This window comes from Porphyrobacter sp. CACIAM 03H1 (assembly GCF_002215495.1).
In the GTDB taxonomy this organism is placed as follows: Bacteria; Pseudomonadota; Alphaproteobacteria; order Sphingomonadales; family Sphingomonadaceae; genus Erythrobacter.
Genome location: NZ_CP021378.1, coordinates 2,306,658 through 2,322,758, shown reverse-complemented (window position 1 = coordinate 2,322,758; position 16,101 = coordinate 2,306,658). Strand labels below are relative to the sequence as shown.

Annotated in this window: 17 protein-coding genes; all 17 read left to right on the top strand. The window is 65.6% G+C overall.

What is annotated here, in order from left to right:
* Positions 1 to 8 precede the first annotated feature (8 nt).
* The 17 genes from CBR61_RS11100 to CBR61_RS11030 all read left to right on the top strand — a co-directional run bounded on the left by CBR61_RS11100 (position 9) and on the right by CBR61_RS11030 (position 16,093).
* Positions 9 to 548: a NuoB/complex I 20 kDa subunit family protein gene (locus CBR61_RS11100; RefSeq protein WP_172835954.1), complete on the top strand. Its 540-nt coding sequence runs from the start codon at positions 9 to 11 to the stop codon at positions 546 to 548.
* A gap of 10 nt (positions 549 to 558) precedes the next feature.
* Positions 559 to 1,350: an NADH-quinone oxidoreductase subunit C gene (locus CBR61_RS11095; RefSeq protein WP_088914416.1), complete on the top strand. Its 792-nt coding sequence runs from the start codon at positions 559 to 561 to the stop codon at positions 1,348 to 1,350.
* Positions 1,347 to 2,558, top strand: a complete 1,212-nt coding sequence (locus CBR61_RS11090) for an NADH-quinone oxidoreductase subunit D (protein WP_088914415.1) — start codon at positions 1,347 to 1,349, stop codon at positions 2,556 to 2,558. Before CBR61_RS11095 ends, CBR61_RS11090 begins: the two co-directional genes overlap by 4 nt.
* On the top strand, positions 2,558 to 3,226 hold the full coding sequence (gene nuoE, locus CBR61_RS11085; RefSeq protein WP_088914414.1) for an NADH-quinone oxidoreductase subunit NuoE: 669 nt from the start codon (positions 2,558 to 2,560) through the stop codon (positions 3,224 to 3,226). Before CBR61_RS11090 ends, nuoE begins: the two co-directional genes overlap by 1 nt.
* A gap of 1 nt (position 3,227) precedes the next feature.
* On the top strand, positions 3,228 to 3,371 hold the full coding sequence (locus tag CBR61_RS17010) for a hypothetical protein (RefSeq protein ID WP_172835953.1): 144 nt from the start codon (positions 3,228 to 3,230) through the stop codon (positions 3,369 to 3,371).
* Positions 3,368 to 3,544, top strand: a complete 177-nt coding sequence (locus CBR61_RS16850; RefSeq protein ID WP_157696568.1) for a hypothetical protein — start codon at positions 3,368 to 3,370, stop codon at positions 3,542 to 3,544. The genes CBR61_RS17010 and CBR61_RS16850 overlap by 4 nt, the downstream gene beginning before the upstream one ends.
* On the top strand, positions 3,544 to 4,836 hold the full coding sequence (gene nuoF, locus CBR61_RS11080) for an NADH-quinone oxidoreductase subunit NuoF (protein WP_088914413.1): 1,293 nt from the start codon (positions 3,544 to 3,546) through the stop codon (positions 4,834 to 4,836). The genes CBR61_RS16850 and nuoF overlap by 1 nt, the downstream gene beginning before the upstream one ends.
* On the top strand, positions 4,833 to 5,576 hold the full coding sequence (locus CBR61_RS11075; RefSeq protein WP_088914412.1) for a hypothetical protein: 744 nt from the start codon (positions 4,833 to 4,835) through the stop codon (positions 5,574 to 5,576). The genes nuoF and CBR61_RS11075 overlap by 4 nt, the downstream gene beginning before the upstream one ends.
* Complete coding sequence (gene nuoG / locus CBR61_RS11070) at positions 5,576 to 7,591, top strand: NADH-quinone oxidoreductase subunit NuoG (RefSeq protein WP_088914411.1); 2,016 nt, start codon at positions 5,576 to 5,578, stop codon at positions 7,589 to 7,591. Before CBR61_RS11075 ends, nuoG begins: the two co-directional genes overlap by 1 nt.
* Positions 7,588 to 8,721 (top strand): NADH-quinone oxidoreductase subunit NuoH, encoded by a 1,134-nt coding sequence (gene nuoH / locus CBR61_RS11065; protein ID WP_088914410.1) that lies wholly within the window; start codon positions 7,588 to 7,590, stop codon positions 8,719 to 8,721. Before nuoG ends, nuoH begins: the two co-directional genes overlap by 4 nt.
* Positions 8,718 to 9,206, top strand: a complete 489-nt coding sequence (nuoI, locus tag CBR61_RS11060; protein ID WP_088914409.1) for an NADH-quinone oxidoreductase subunit NuoI — start codon at positions 8,718 to 8,720, stop codon at positions 9,204 to 9,206. The genes nuoH and nuoI overlap by 4 nt, the downstream gene beginning before the upstream one ends.
* A 128-nt stretch (positions 9,207 to 9,334) precedes the next feature.
* Positions 9,335 to 9,958 carry an NADH-quinone oxidoreductase subunit J gene (locus CBR61_RS11055; RefSeq protein WP_088915586.1) on the top strand — a complete coding sequence of 208 codons (624 nt, stop codon included), beginning with the start codon at positions 9,335 to 9,337 and terminating at the stop codon, positions 9,956 to 9,958.
* Positions 9,955 to 10,260, top strand: coding sequence for an NADH-quinone oxidoreductase subunit NuoK (gene nuoK / locus CBR61_RS11050; protein WP_088914408.1), 306 nt, complete (start codon positions 9,955 to 9,957; stop codon positions 10,258 to 10,260). Before CBR61_RS11055 ends, nuoK begins: the two co-directional genes overlap by 4 nt.
* Before the next feature lie 7 nt (positions 10,261 to 10,267).
* Positions 10,268 to 12,328, top strand: coding sequence for an NADH-quinone oxidoreductase subunit L (nuoL, locus tag CBR61_RS11045; RefSeq protein WP_088914407.1), 2,061 nt, complete (start codon positions 10,268 to 10,270; stop codon positions 12,326 to 12,328).
* Positions 12,329 to 12,342: 14 nt separating this feature from the next.
* Positions 12,343 to 13,908, top strand: coding sequence for an NADH-quinone oxidoreductase subunit M (locus CBR61_RS11040; protein ID WP_088914406.1), 1,566 nt, complete (start codon positions 12,343 to 12,345; stop codon positions 13,906 to 13,908).
* Positions 13,908 to 15,386, top strand: a complete 1,479-nt coding sequence (gene nuoN / locus CBR61_RS11035; protein WP_088914405.1) for an NADH-quinone oxidoreductase subunit NuoN — start codon at positions 13,908 to 13,910, stop codon at positions 15,384 to 15,386. Before CBR61_RS11040 ends, nuoN begins: the two co-directional genes overlap by 1 nt.
* A complete protein-coding gene (locus tag CBR61_RS11030) occupies positions 15,383 to 16,093 on the top strand; it encodes a biotin--[acetyl-CoA-carboxylase] ligase (protein ID WP_088914404.1) in 711 nt (236 codons plus the stop codon). The genes nuoN and CBR61_RS11030 overlap by 4 nt, the downstream gene beginning before the upstream one ends.
* Positions 16,094 to 16,101 lie beyond the last annotated feature (8 nt).

The following is a 16,101-nucleotide window of genomic DNA, read 5'->3' as shown; positions in this document are numbered from 1 at the left end:
TTCCGGACATGTCGAGGCTCGCGACCGCCCAAGGTGGCGAGGTGCGCGCGCCCGATGCCGATTTCTTCAAGGCGCTCCAGACCGAGGTCACCGACAAGGGCTTCCTCGTCACCTCGACCGAGGAGCTGTTCCAGTGGGCGCGCACCGGCTCGCTGTGGTGGATGACCTTCGGCCTCGCGTGCTGCGCGGTCGAGATGATCCACGTCAACATGCCGCGTTATGACATGGAGCGCTTCGGCGCCGCGCCGCGCGCCTCCCCGCGCCAGTCCGACGTGATGATCGTCGCCGGCACGCTGTGCAACAAGATGGCCCCGGCGCTGCGCAAGGTCTACGACCAGATGTCGGACCCCAAGTATGTGATCAGCATGGGCAGCTGCGCCAATGGCGGCGGCTATTACCACTATTCCTATTCGGTGGTGCGCGGCTGCGATCGCATCGTGCCGGTCGACATCTACGTCCCCGGCTGCCCGCCGACCGCCGAGGCGCTGCTCTACGGCGTCATGCAATTGCAGCGGAAGATCCGCCGCGTGGGCACGATCGAGAGGTAAGGGTCAGGACATGGCTGTTCTCCACTCCGCCCCGAAGTTCGCTTCGAACGAGGGCGTGATCGACGCCATCAGCGAGACCATCTCGGTCTGGCTGGTAGATGCGCATGAGGCCCACGGCGAGGTGATCTTCCGCATCCAGCGCGATGCGGTCGAGAAGGTTCTGCGCATCCTGCGCGACGATCACGCCTACCAGCAGCTGATGGAAATCGCCGGGGCCGACTACCCGAGCCGCGAGGAGCGGTTCGAGGTGGTCTACATGCTCCAGAGCCTGACGAAGAACCACCGCATCATGGTGAAGTGCTCGGCCTCCGAGGACACCCCGGTGCCCACCGTCACGACGCTCTGGCCCAACGCGGGCTGGCTCGAGCGCGAGGTGTTCGACATGTTCGGCGTGACCTTCGCCGGCAATCCCGACCTGCGCCGCATCCTCACCGACTACGGCTTCGAGGGGCACCCGTTCCGCAAGGACTTCCCGATGACGGGCTACACCGAACTGCGCTATTCCGAGGAGGAAAAGCGCGTGGTGTACGAACCTGTCGTGCTGCCGCAGGAAATGCGCACCTTCGACTTCCTCTCGCCGTGGGAAGGCGCGGACTACGTGCTGCCGGGTGACGAGAAATCGCGCGGCACGCCGCCGGTGGCCGAGCCCAAGACCACCGACAGGCCGGCCCAGACCGGCGCGGGCAAGGATGCCGACAAGGCCGCCGCCACGCGCGTCTCCCCTCCGGGGCCCGAGCAGAAGGACACCGGCAAGCCCGCCCCCGGCGCCCCTGATCCCACCTCGAAGGAGGGTGGCCGATGAGCATGCAACTCGAACAGTCGCCCACCACCGAGGGCGAGGTCATCACCAACTACACGATCAACTTCGGCCCCCAGCACCCGGCCGCGCACGGCGTGCTGCGCATGGTGATGGAGCTGGACGGCGAGGTGATCGAGCGGATCGACCCCCATGTCGGCCTGCTCCACCGCGGCACCGAGAAGCTGATCGAGCAGAAGACCTATCTCCAGGCGCTGCCCTATTTCGACAGGCTCGACTACTGCTCGCCGCTGTGCATGGAGCACTCCTATGTGCTCGCCATCGAGAAGCTGCTGAACCTCGAGGTTCCGCTGCGCGCCCAGTACCTGCGCGTGCTGTTCGCCGAGCTGACCCGCATCTGCAACCACATGCTCAACATGGGGGCGCACATCCTCGACGTCGGCGCCTTCACGCCGAACCTGTGGATCATGGACCTGCGCGAGGACTGCCTCAACTTCTTCGAGCGGGCCTCGGGCGCTCGCATGCACTCGGCATGGTTCCGTCCGGGCGGCGTCCACCAGGACGTGCCGGAGAAGCTGCTGGTCGACATCGGCGACTGGCTCGACAACCGCTTCTTCCAGCTGTTCGAGGACGCGATGAGCCTCGTCATGGACAACCGCATCTTCAAGCAGCGCAACGTCGATATCGCCGTCGTGTCGCGCGAGGACGCGATTGCATGGGGCTTCTCGGGCCCGATGATCCGCGCTGCGGGCATTCCGTGGGACCTGCGCAAGAGCCAGCCCTACGACGTCTATGACCGCATGGAATTCGACATCCCGGTCGGCACCAATTCCGATTGCTACGACCGGTTCATGGTGCGCGTGAAGGAAGTCTACGAGAGCGCCAAGATCATGCGCCAGTGCCTCCGCGACATGCCGGGCGGCCCGATCGCCTCGACCGACACCAAGGTCGTGCCGCCCAAGCGCGGCGAGATGAAGCAGTCGATGGAAGCGCTGATCCACCACTTCAAGCTGTACACCGAAGGCTTCCACGTGCCCGCGGGCGAGGTCTATGTCGCGACCGAAAGTCCCAAGGGGGAATTCGGCGTCTATCTCGTCAGCGACGGCACCAACAAGCCGTACCGCTGCAAGATCCGCCCCACGGCGTTCTCGCACCTTCAGGCGATGGACTTCATGTCCAAGGGCCACATGCTGCCCGACGCGACCGCGATCCTCGGCGCGATCGACGTGGTTTTTGGCGAGTGTGACAGATAATGGCTGACCGTACCCCCGCTCCCGACACCCCCGAACTGCGCGCCCGCTGGGGCGGCTTCGCGTGGACGCCGGAGAACAAGAAGACCGCCGACTGGCATATCGCCAAGTATCCCGAGGGGCGTCAGCGCTCGGCGGTGATGCCGCTGCTCGACCTTGCCCAGCGTCAGGTGGGTGCCGAGACCGATACGCAGGGCTGGCTGCCGCTGCCGGTGATCGAATATGTCGCGAAGTATCTCGATATGCCGGTGATCCGCGTGCTCGAGGTCGCGAGCTTCTACTTCATGTACAACCTTAAGCCCGTGGGCAAATTCCACGTGCAGGTGTGCGGCACCACGCCCTGCATGCTGCGCGGCTCCGACGACATCATCGCGGCCTGCAAGAAGCGCGGGATGGTGAAGGGCGGGGTCTCGGCTGACGGGTTGTGGACCCTCACCGAGGTCGAATGCATGGGCAATTGCGCCACCGCGCCGATGGTCCAGATCAACGACGACAACTACGAGGACCTGACGCCGGAACGCCTCGATGCCGTGCTCGATGCGCTCGCCGCGGGCCAGCAGCCCAAGACCGGCACGCAGGAGCCGGGCCGTCACACCTCCGAACCTTCGGGCGGGCCGACCACGCTCAAGGACATGGTGACGGAGAACCACGACTACCGGGGCGAGTGGTAAGGTGGAAGCGGTCGCATCCATCCTCGGCGCGCTCGTGCTGGCCTTCATCGCCTACAAGGTGCTGATGGGCCTCATGCGCGTGGGGGTGATCCTGCTGATTATCGCGGTGCTGGCCGGCCTGTGGCAGTCGGGAGCGATCGGATGAACCCGCTGACGCTTCTCCTCGCGATCCTCGGCCTGACCGGCTTTGCGCTGGGCGCGGTGCTGACCGTGACCGGGCCCTACGAGATGGGCGTAATCGTGATGGGCCTCGGCCTCGTTTTCCAGGTGATTTCGCTGGTGCGCATCAAGCGCGCCAAGAACAAGGGAATGCAGTGATGCTGGCTGACAAGGACCGCATCTTCACCAACCTCTACGGCTATCAGGACTGGAGCCTGAAGGCAGCGCAGAAGCGCGGGGATTGGGACAACACCAAGGCGCTGCTCGCGCGCGGGCAGGATGCGATCATCGAGGAAATCAAGGCATCCGGCCTGCGCGGGCGGGGCGGGGCGGGCTTCCCGACGGGTCTCAAGTGGTCCTTCATGCCCAAGGAATCGCGCGACGGGCGGCCCAGCTTCCTCGTCATCAACGCCGACGAATCCGAACCCGGTTCATGCAAGGACCGCGAGATCATTCGCCACGACCCGCACAAGCTGGTCGAAGGCGCGCTGGTCGCCGGCTACGCGATGCGCGCGCGCGCGGCCTATATCTACATCCGCGGCGAGTATATCCGCGAGGCCGAGACGCTCCAGAAGGCGATTTCCGAGGCCTATGATGCAGGGCTGATCGGAAAGAACGCCTGCGGTTCGGGTTACGATTTCGACGTGTTCATGCACCGCGGCGCGGGGGCCTATATCTGCGGCGAAGAGACCGCGATGATCGAGAGCCTCGAGGGCAAGAAGGGCCAGCCGCGGTTGAAGCCTCCTTTCCCGGCGGGCGCGGGCCTTTATGGCTGCCCCACCACGGTGAACAACGTCGAGTCCATCGCCGTCGCCCCCACCATCCTGCGGCGCGGGGCGGCGTGGTTCTCAAGCTTCGGGCGCGAGAACAACAAGGGCACCAAGCTGTTCCAGATCTCCGGCCACGTGGAAAAGCCCTGCGTCGTCGAAGAGGCCATGAGCATTTCTTTCGAAGAGCTGATCGAGAAGCACTGCGGCGGTATCCGCGGCGGGTGGGACAATCTGCTGGCGGTGATCCCCGGCGGCTCCTCGGTGCCGCTGGTGCCCGCCGAGCAGATCCGCAACGCGCCGATGGACTTTGACGGGCTCAAGGAACTGGGCTCGGGCCTCGGCACCGCGGCGGTCATCGTCATGGACAAGTCGACCGACATCGTCCGCGCGATCAGCCGCCTCTCCTACTTCTACAAGCACGAGTCCTGCGGCCAGTGCACCCCCTGCCGCGAAGGCACGGGCTGGATGTGGCGCATGATGGAGCGCCTGCGCACCGGCGATGCGGCGATCGAGGAAATCGACATGCTCCACGAGGTGACCAAGCAGGTCGAGGGCCACACCATCTGCGCGCTGGGCGACGCCGCCGCGTGGCCGATCCAGGGCCTCATCCGCCACTTCCGCCCCGAGCTTGAGCGGCGGATCAACGAGCACAACGCCCGCTTCGCGGAGGCGGCCGAGTGACGAGACGGCGCAAGCCCTTCCTTGGTGCGATAACCGCGCTGTTCCTCGCTTCGCCCCTCGCGGCGGAGCCGTCGGATCAGGCGCTGATCGACGGTGCCATCGGACCGCTGGGCGATGCGGAGAACCTGAAGCTGCTCGATTACACGGCGCGCTGTGTGGTCGAGAAGTACCCGCTCGCTGCGGATACCTTCGTGCGCGACACCACCGATGCAACGGCCATGGTAAAGGATAAGGCGCGGCTGCTCGACGAAAATTGCATTAAGGCATACTGGTTCCGCAGCAGCACAACCTCCTACGAACCGGGCGTCTACCGTGTCATCCTGGCGGAGGCCCTGATCGGACTGGCGCAGCAGGACAAGTCCCTGTCCCTCGCGGTTGCCGATGCGGCTGCTACCGATCAGCCTCAACTCCCGGCCGTTCCGGTGTCCGAGGTTCACCCCTATTACCGGCCGATGTTCGTGGTCGACCGGCACGAGGCCCAGCTTTCGCAATTTGCGGAGTGCGCCGTGCGGTCCCGGCCCGAGGCGGTCCTCGCCCTCGTGGCGACCAAGCGGGGCAGCGCGGAAGAAGCCGCCGCGCTTGCGGACGTCGAGTCCGCGCCGGCCGAATGTGCGGCCAAGCGCCCCTCCGTTTCCTTCCCGGCTTTCGCGCGTCGCGGAGAATTGGCCTTGCATCTCTACCTATTGAGCCGCCTTTCGGGAGCGCCCGCTCCCAAGCCCATGCCGAAGAGGAGGCGTTGATGCCCAAGGTCACCGTAGACGGTCAGGAAATCGAGGTCCCGGCGGGCGCCACCGTCCTCCAGGCCTGCGAGATGGCGGGCAAGGAAATCCCGCGCTTCTGCTATCACGAGCGGCTGTCGATCGCCGGCAATTGCCGCATGTGCCTCGTCGAGGTGAAGCCCGGGCCGCCCAAGCCGCAGGCCTCCTGCGCGCTGCCCGCCACCGAGGGCCAGGAAATCCGCACCGACAGCCCGATGGTCAAGAAGGCCCGCGAGGGGGTGATGGAGTTCCTGCTCATCAACCACCCGCTCGATTGCCCGATCTGCGACCAGGGCGGCGAGTGCGACCTTCAGGACCAGGCGGTGGCCTATGGCCGCGGCGGCTCGCGCTATCACGAGAACAAGCGCGCGGTGACCGAGAAGTACATGGGCCCGCTGATCAAGACGATCATGACCCGCTGCATCCACTGTACCCGCTGCGTGCGCTTCTCCGAGGAGATCGCGGGCGTCGACGAGATCGGCGCGCTGTACCGCGGCGAGGACATGCAGATCACCACCTACCTCGAAAAGGCGGCGGCGCATGAACTCAGCGCCAACGTCATCGATCTGTGCCCGGTCGGTGCGCTGACCTCGCGGCCCTATGCCTTCGAGGCGCGGCCGTGGGAGCTCAAGAAGACGCTGAGCATCGACGTCTCCGACGCTGTGGGTGCCAACATCACGCTGCACTCCAAGGGCCGCGAAGTCATGCGCGCGCTGCCGCGCATCAATGACGACGTCAACGAGGAGTGGCTGTCGGACAAGGGCCGCTACCAGGTCGCCGGCCTCACCAAGCGCCGCCTCGACCGCGTGTGGGTGCGCCGCGACGGCCGCCTGCAGCCGGCCGAGTGGACCGAGGCTTTCGGCATGATCGCAGGCGCCCTTGAAGGCGACAAGGCCAGCATCGCGGCGGTGGCGGGCGACCTCCTCGATGCCGAGACGATGTTTGCCGCCAAGGCGCTGGTCAATGCCTGCGGCTCGAACCTCACCGAGGCGCGCCAGACCGGCATGACCTATGACGTGTCGAACCTCGCGGCGGTGAATTTCAACTCGACCTTCGCCGGGATCGAGACCGCCGATGCCATCCTGATCGTCGGCAGCAATGTCCGCTGGGAAGCCGCGCTGCTCAACGTCCGCCTGCGCAAGGCGGTGAAGGCGGGGGCCAAGGTCTTCATCATCGGCCCCGAATGGGACCCGACTTACCCTGCGACCTTCCTCGGCTCCGATCTCAAGCTGCTGAACCGCGTGCCCAAGGAACTGGGCGACGTCATGAAGTCGGCCCAGCGTCCGGCGGTGATCGTCGGTGCGGCGGCGCTCGCGAAGGGCGCGCTGCCGGCTGCTCTCAAGCTGGTCGACAAGTTCAATCTGGTCCGTGAGGGCTGGAACGGCTTCAACGTGCTGCACATCTCCGCGGCGCGGATGGCTTCGCTGATGCTCGGCTTCACGCTGCCGGGCGGGATGGGCGACATCGCCGCCGCTTCCCCCAAGGTGCTCCTGAGCCTCGGCGCGGACGAGATGGACTATGCGCCCTACGCGGGCAGCCTCAAGGTCTATGTCGGCCACCACGGCGACAAGGGCGCGCATCACGCCGACATCATCCTGCCGGGCGCATCCTATGCCGAGAAGGACGGGACCTACGTCAACACCGAGGGCCGTGTGCAGTTCGCCGAAAAGGCGGTCTTCGCACCCGGTGACGCGCGCGAGGACTGGACGATCCTGCGGGCGCTGGCCGATGCGTTGGGCGTCACCGTCGGGTTCGACAGCTTCTCGGAGCTTCAGGCGAAGATGATCGCCGCTGTCCCCGCCTTCGGGGAAGAGGGCCTCGCGGATTACGGTGCGCTGCCCAAGGCGGACAGCTCCGCCAAGTTCGAGGGCGAGCTTGCCGGCTATCCGATCAAGGACTTCTACCTCACCAACCCCATCGCCCGCGCGAGCGAGGTGATGCAGCGGTGTTCGGATGAATTGCTCCACGGGGCAGATGTCAGGGAGGCCGCGGAATGACCGCCTTCTTCCAATCCCTCGGCCTGCCTTACGAATGGGCCTGGACCGTCGCGACGCTGACCGGGATCATCGTGATCTCGCTGCTCGTAATGTTCTCCGTCGCCATGGTGATCTATGTCGACCGCAAGGTGCTGGGCGCGATCATGCTGCGGCGCGGGCCCAACGTGGTCGGGCCCTTCGGCCTGCTCCAGTCCTTCGCCGACGGGCTCAAAGTCTTCCTTCAGGAAACCATAATCCCCTCGGCCGCGAACAAAGGCATCTTCCTGATTGCGCCGATCATCACCTTCACGGTCGCCCTAGCGGCCTGGGCGGTGATCCCCTTCGATGCGGGCGTGGTGCTGTCGGACATCAATGTCGGCCTGCTCTACATTCTCGCGATCTCCTCGATGGGGGTTTACGGCGTGGTGATGAGCGGGTGGGCGTCGAACTCCAAGTACCCGTTCTTCTCGGCGATGCGCGCCTCGGCGCAGATGATCTCCTACGAAGTCTCGATCGGCTTCGTGCTGGTGTGCGTCGTGCTGTTTGCCGGCACCTTCAACCTCAGCGGAATCGTGAACGCGCAGCAGGGCTTCGGCCTCGGGCTGATCAACGCCTACGCGATCCATCCGCTGCTCTTCCCGATGTGGGTGGTGTTCTTCATCTCGGCGCTGGCCGAAACCGCGCGCGCGCCCTTCGACCTCACCGAGGCCGAGAGCGAGCTCGTCGCGGGCTACCAGACCGAATATTCCTCGATGAGCTTCGCGCTGTTCTGGCTGGGTGAATACGCGAACATCCTGCTGATGTGCTCGCTCAACACGCTGCTGTTCTGGGGCGGGTGGTTGCCGCCGCTCGACATTCCGGTGCTCTACGCGGTGCCGGGGATCATCTGGTTCCTGCTGAAGACCTTCGTGTTCTTCTTCATGTTCAGCTGGATTTGGGCGACCGTGCCGCGCTACCGCTACGACCAGCTGATGCGCCTCGGGTGGAAGGTGTTCCTGCCGATGAGCCTGCTCTTCGTTGCGGCGACCAGCGGCTACCTGATGGCGACCGGCCATTTCGACCGGTTCAGCCCGGCCGAAACCGCCGCGTCGCCCGCCGAATTCGTCCAGTCCAACCCCGCGCAGCAGACCGCTGTGAGAGGCCAGTCATGACCACCGTCTCCCACCTCATCAAGTCGTTCACCCTCTGGGAATTCCTCAAGGCCCACGCCTTGACGCTGAAGTATTTCTTCAGGCCCAAGGTGACGATCAACTACCCCTTCGAGAAGGCCCCGCTCTCGCCCCGCTTCCGCGGCGAGCATGCGCTGCGGCGCTATCCCAATGGCGAGGAACGCTGCATCGCGTGCAAGCTGTGCGAGGCCGTCTGCCCCGCGCAGGCGATCACCATCGAGAGCGAACCGCGCGAGGACGGCAGCCGCCGCACCACCCGCTACGACATCGACATGACCAAGTGCATCTATTGCGGCTTCTGCCAGGAAGCCTGCCCGGTCGATGCGATCGTCGAGGGGCCGAACTTCGAATATTCGACCGAAACCCGCGAGGAGCTGCTTTACGACAAGGCCAAGCTGCTTGCTAATGGTGACAAATGGGAAAGGGCCATCGCGGCCAATCTTGAAGCCGACGCACCCTATCGCTAGGGCGCGGCAAAGTTTGAAACTCCGTTCGGGCTGAGCTTGTCGAAGCCCTGCACTTCAGTTTCCGGGATCAAAGAAGGACTGCCCTTCGACAAGCTCAGGGCGAGCGGTTGAGAGGCATGGGGATCGATATGATACAGGCCATCGCCTTCTATTTCTTCGCGACCATCGTCGTCGCCAGCGCCGTCATGGTCGTGATGGCGAGGAACCCCGTGCACTCGGTGCTGTGGCTGATCCTCGCGTTCTTCAACGCTGCCGGCCTGATGGTGCTGCTCGGCGCCGAGTTCATCGCGATGCTGCTGGTGATCGTCTATGTCGGCGCGGTCGCGGTGCTGTTCCTGTTCGTCGTGATGATGCTCGACATCGATTTCGCCGCCATGCGCGCAGGCTTCAGCCGCAACGCCCCCCTGGGGCTGCTGATCGCCGCGGTTCTGCTGGCGGAGCTGCTGCTGGGAGTGGGCGCCTACAACGCGGGCGGGCTGACCCTCGGTACGCCTGACGGCAGCGCGGTGCAGGCGGCGAACACTTCCAACATCGAGGCCTTGGGCGCGCTGCTCTACGGCCGCTACATCATTCTCTTCGAGATCGCCGGTATCATCCTGCTGGTGGCGATGATCGGCGCGATCGTGCTGACCTTCCAGCCGCCCAAGCCGGGTGCCCGCGCGCGGCAGGATGTCGGCAAGCAGATCCGCCGCCGCCCGGAAGAGGCAACCGTCATGAAGCAGCCCGGGATCGGGCAGGGGGTCGAGCTGTGATCGGCATCGAACATTATCTCACCGTCGGCGCGATCCTGTTCGTGCTCGGCGTGCTGGGCATCTTCCTCAACCGCAAGAACGTGATCGTCATCCTGATGGCGGTCGAGCTGATCCTGCTTGCGGTGAACATCAACCTCGTCGCCTTCAGCGCCTTCCTCCAGGACCTGACCGGTCAGGTCTTCGCCATGCTGGTGCTGACCGTCGCCGCCGCCGAGGCCGCGATCGGCCTTGCGATCCTGGTGATCTATTTCCGCACCCGCGGCTCGATCGCGGTCGACGACATCAACCGGATGAAGGGGTAAGGCTCCGATGCATCCGATCCTTATCATCGTTTTCGCGCCGCTGGTGGCTGCCCTCGTCGCAGGGCTGGGCAACCGCATGATCGGCAACGTCGCGGCCAAGTCCGTGACCACCGGCGCGCTGTTCCTGTCGGCGGGCCTCTCGTGGCCGATCTTCCTCGGCTTCCTGGGCGGCACGGAAACCGCCGCGGTCGTGCCCGTGCTCAAGTGGGTCGAGAGCGGCACGCTCAGCTTCGACTGGGCGCTGCGGGTCGACACGCTCACCGCGGTCATGCTGGTGGTGATCAACTCGGTCTCTGCGCTCGTGCACCTCTATTCCTGGGGGTACATGGAGGAAGACCCGGATCAGCCGCGCTTCTTCGCCTATCTGTCGCTGTTCACCTTCGCGATGCTGATGCTTGTCACGGCCGACAACCTCGTCCAGATGTTCTTCGGATGGGAAGGGGTGGGCCTTGCCTCGTACCTGCTGATCGGCTTCTGGTTCAGGAAGCCCTCGGCGGGCGCCGCGGCGATCAAGGCCTTCGTGGTCAACCGCGTCGGCGACCTCGGCTTTATGCTCGGCATCTTCGGCACCTATCTGGTGTTCCAGACGACCTCGATCCCCGAAATCCTCGCCGCTGCCCCCGCCATGAGCGGGTCGACGATCACCTTCGTCGGGATGCGCCTCTACACGATGGACATCCTGTGCATCCTCCTGTTCATCGGGGCGATGGGCAAGAGCGCGCAGCTGGGCCTGCACACATGGCTGCCCGACGCGATGGAGGGCCCGACGCCGGTCTCCGCGCTGATCCACGCCGCGACCATGGTGACGGCGGGCGTGTTCATGCTGTGCCGCCTCTCGCCGATGTTCGAGACCGCGCCGACCGCGCTGATGATCGTCACCATCATCGGTGCCGCCACCTGCTTCTTCGCCGCGACGATCGGCACGACGCAGTGGGACATCAAGCGGGTGATCGCCTATTCGACCTGCTCGCAGCTCGGCTACATGTTCTTTGCCGCGGGCGTCGGCGCCTACGGCGCGGCGATGTTCCACCTCTTCACCCACGCCTTCTTCAAGGCGCTGCTGTTCCTCGGTGCGGGCTCGGTGATCCACGCGATGCACCACGAACAGGACATGCGCTACTATGGCGGCCTTCGGAAGCACATCCCGCTGACCTTCTACGCGATGCTGGCCGGCACGCTCGCAATCACGGGCCTCGGGGTCTATCACCTCGGCGCAGGCTTTGCGGGCTTCTGGTCGAAGGACGCGATCCTCGAAGTCGCCTTCGCGCGCGGCAATGGGGCCGGGCAGGCCGCCTTCTGGGCCGGTGCGGGTGCGGCGTTGCTAACCAGCTTCTATTCGTGGCGCCTGATGTTCCTCACCTTCTGGGGCAAGCCCCGCTGGGCGCAGTCGGAGCACATCCAGCACGCGGTGCATGACGGCCACCACGACGGCGACCACCACAACCCGCCGAAGCAGGAGCATGCCGGACACGACGCGGTGCACGACGTTCCCTCGGCGGACGATCACGAAGGCACGGCAGGCTATCACCCGCACGAAAGCCCGGTGTCGATGCTGATCCCGCTCGGCGTCCTGACCTTCGGTGCGATCGCGGCAGGGCAGGTCTTCGCGCCCGCCTTCCTCGATAGCGCGGCCTTCTGGAACGGCTCGATCTTCTACAACGAGGCGCTGATCCACGCAATGCACGCGGTCCCCTACTGGGTGAAGTATACTGCCTTCGTGGTGATGATCCTCGGCTTCGCGGGCGCCTACCTCGCCTACATCGCCAGGCCGGACATCCCGGGCAGGTTCGTTGCCACCTTCGGAGCCTTGCACAACTTCGTCTACCGCAAGTGGTACTTCGACGAGCTCTATGACGCGCTGTTCGTGAAGCCCGCCTTCGCCTTCGGTCGCTGGTTCTGGCAGCTCGGCGATGTCGGCACGATCGACCGCTTCGGCCCCAACGGCATCGCCTGGGTGGTCGATCGCAGCGCCACCGCGGCCAAGTCGATCCAGTCGGGCTACGTCTACACCTATGCGCTGATCATGCTCCTCGGGCTGGTCGCCGCTGTCACCTACGTTCTGCTTTAGGAGCGCGCTTCGTAATGGAAGGCCTTCCCATCCTGTCGCTGATGATGTGCGTGCCGCTGGCGGGCGCCGCGGTGTGCCTGTTGGCTGGCGCCAATGCCGCCCGCTGGATCGCGCTCGGGGCGACGCTCGTCACCTTCGCGCTCGGCGTTGTCCTGTGGTCCAATTACGAGATCGGCGGCCCGCAGTGGCAGTTCACCGAACGCGCCGAGCTCTTCGCGGGCTTCAGCTATGCCTTGGGGATTGACGGGATCGCGCTGCTGCTGATCATGCTCAGCGTCTTCCTGATGCCGGTCTGCATCCTGGCGAGCTGGGATTCGATCGAGAAGCGCGTCGGCGAATACATGGCGGCCTTCCTGTTCATGGAAGTGCTTATGATCGGCACCTTCGCGGCGCAGGACCTGTTCCTGTTCTACGTCTTCTTTGAGGCGGGCCTCATCCCGATGTACCTGATCATCGGCGTGTGGGGCGGGGACAACCGCATCTACGCGAGCTACAAGTTCTTCCTCTACACGCTGCTCGGCTCGGTGCTGATGCTGATCGCGATGTTCTGGATGGTGGCCGAGGCCGGAACCTCCGACATCCCGACTCTGATGGAATACGGCTTCCCGGCAGGCGCGCAGACCTGGCTGTGGCTGGCCTTCTTCGCGAGCTTTGCGGTGAAGGTGCCGATGTGGCCGCTTCACACCTGGCTGCCCGATGCCCACGTGCAGGCGCCGACCGCGGGTTCGGTGATCCTGGCGGGCGTGCTGCTGAAGCTCGGCGGCTACGGCTTCATCCGCTTCAGCCTGCCGATGTTCCCCGAGGCATCCGCGCAGTTCGCCTGGCTGGTCTTCGCCCTGTCGATGGTGGCGGTGGTCTACACCTCGCTCGTGGCGCTGGTGCAGGCCGACATGAAGAAGCTGATCGCCTATTCGTCCGTGGCGCACATGGCGATCGTCACGGTAGGACTTTTTGCCTTCAACGTGCAGGGTCTGGAAGGCGCGATGATCGTGATGCTCAGTCACGGGCTCGTGTCGGGGGCGTTGTTCCTTTGTGTGGGGGTCATCTACGACCGGTTGCACACCCGTGAGATCGCCCGTTACGGCGGCCTCGCGATCAACATGCCCTACTACGCACTCTTCTTCCTGCTGTTCACGATGGCCTCGATCGGCCTTCCGGGGACCAGCGGCTTCGTCGGCGAGTTCCTGTCGCTGGCGGGGATCTACCAGACCTCGAGCCTCGTCGCGCTGATCTGCACCACCGGGATCATCCTCGGCGCGGCCTACATGCTCTACCTCTACCGCCGCGTCGCCTTCGGCGGGCAGACCAACGAAGACGCCGCCGCCATGCCCGACATCTCGGCGCGCGAGTGGATCATGATGGCCCCCATCGCCGCCGCCGTGCTGTGGATGGGCGTCTATCCCGAGAGCTTCCTTGCCCCCATGCGGGCCGATATCGCCGTGCTCGACGCGCGGCTTGCGAGCGCCGCCCCGGCGGGTGACGCCCGCCTCGCGCCGGGCACCCCGCGCGCCGAGGCCGCCAATGCGCTGTCGCATCACGGGGCTTCCGAGCATTCGAGCGCCGAGGAGGGCGCGCACTGATGGATTTCGCCGCTTCCTTCGCGCTCGTCATTCCCGAGCTGCTGCTGAGCTTCACCGGCCTGGTGCTGCTGCTGGTCGCCGCGTGGAGCGGTGACAAGGGTGCCCGCCAGATCGCCATCGGCGCGGCCGCCGCGCTGTTCGTCGCCGGTTTCCTGCTCGTCCCCGGCCTCCACACCGGAAGCGACGGTCCGGCAACGCTGGCCTTCGGCGGCCTCCTCAAGATCGACAGCTTCGCGCTTTTCGCCAAGGCGCTGATCTACCTTTCGGCGATCGCCGCCCTGATGATCGCGCCCGCCTTCTTTGCTGGCCCCGCCGCCGGTACGGAGCGCGGAATGCGCGCCGAATATCCGGTGCTGGTGATCTTCGCGGCGGTCGGCATGAGCATCATGGTCTCGGCCAACGATTTCATGAGCCTCTATCTCGGGCTCGAACTCAACAGCCTGTCAGCCTACGTCCTCGCCGCCATCCTGCGCCGCGACACGCGTTCGGGCGAGGCGGGGCTGAAGTACTTCGTGCTCGGCGCGCTCGCCTCGGGGATACTGCTTTACGGGATGAGCCTGCTCTACGGCTTCACCGGCGGCACTTCCTTTGCCGCGGTGCGTGCGGGGCTGAGCGGCGAGATGGGTTATGGGGCGCTGTTCGGGGTGATCTTCGTGCTGTCGGGCCTCGCCTTCAAGATCAGCGCCGTGCCGTTCCACATGTGGACGCCCGACGTCTATGAAGGCGCGCCGACCCCCGTCACCGCCTTCTTCGCCACTGCGCCCAAGGTCGCCGCTGTGGGCCTCACCGCGCGCGTGGTGTTCGAAGTGTTCGGCGGACAGGTCGCCGCATGGCAGCAGATCGTGATGTTCATGGCGCTGGCCTCGATCGTCTTCGGCGCGCTGGGAGCCATCGGGCAGGAGAACCTGAAGCGCCTGCTCGCCTATTCCTCGATCAACAATATCGGCTTCATCCTGCTGGGCCTTGCGGTCGCCAATGCCGACGGGGCGGCGGCGATGCTGGTGTACCTTTTCATCTATGTTGCCATGAGCATCGGCTGCTTCGTCGCGCTTCTGATGCTGCGGGCCGAGGATGGGGCGCTCTACGAGACCTTCGCCGACATTCGCGGCCTCTCGGTCACCCGGCCGGCCATCGCCTGGGCGCTGCTGCTGTTCATGTTCAGCCTCGCCGGCATCCCGCCGCTGCTCGGCTTCTACGCCAAGTTCGTGGTGTTCCAGGCGACCATCGAGGCCGGCCTCGTCGCCTTCGGCGCCATCGCTATCGCGGCGAGCGTGATCGGGGCCTTCTACTACATCAAGTTCGTCAAGGTGATGTTCTTCGACGAGCCTGCGGGCCTCGTCACCGGCAAGAGCGAAGCGGGCCACTGGGTGCTGCTCGCACTGACCGCGCTGATCATCTCGCCGCTCGGTTACCTGCTGACGCCCTCGCTGACCGATCTGGCCGGCAAGGCCGCCGCATCGCTGTTCCTCGCGGTTTGATCCACCTCGTCGAAGAGACCGGATCGACCAACGCCGACCTCGCCGCGCGCCTGCGCTCGGGAGAGGGGTGGGCGGAGGGGTCATGGCTGGTCGCCCGCCGCCAGACCGCCGGGCGCGGTCGGCAGGGGCGGGAGTGGTTCGACGGGGCGGGCAACTTCATGGGCTCGACCGTCGTAGCGCTCGGGGAACCCTCCCCGCCGCCCGCGTCGCTTAGCTTCGTTGCCGCGCTCGCGGTGCACGATGCCTGCGCGGCTGCAATCGGGGAGGGCGCCGAGCTTTCGCTCAAGTGGCCTAACGACGTGCTGCTGGAGGGCGGCAAGCTCTCCGGCATCCTGCTCGAGATGGTGCGCGGGCACATCATCGTCGGAATCGGCGTCAACCTCGCCCGCGCGCCGCAACTGCCCGACCGCAAGACCGCAGCCCTTGCCGATGTCGCCGCCGCCCCGCCGCTCGAGGATTTCGCCGCCAGCCTTGCCGCCGCCTTCGACCGCCGTCTCGAAGCCTGGCGCACCTACGGCCTCGGCGCGACGCTCCGGGCCTTTCTTGCCGGATCGATCCATGCGCAAGGCTCGCCGCTCACCGTCCACGATACGGATGGTTCGTTCGTCTCGGGCACCTTCGCAGGGCTCGAGGAATCCGACGGGGCCCTGCGCCTGCGCTTGGCGGATGGCCGCGAACGTGTCATTCGCGCAGGCGATATCTCCTAACCCGAGGA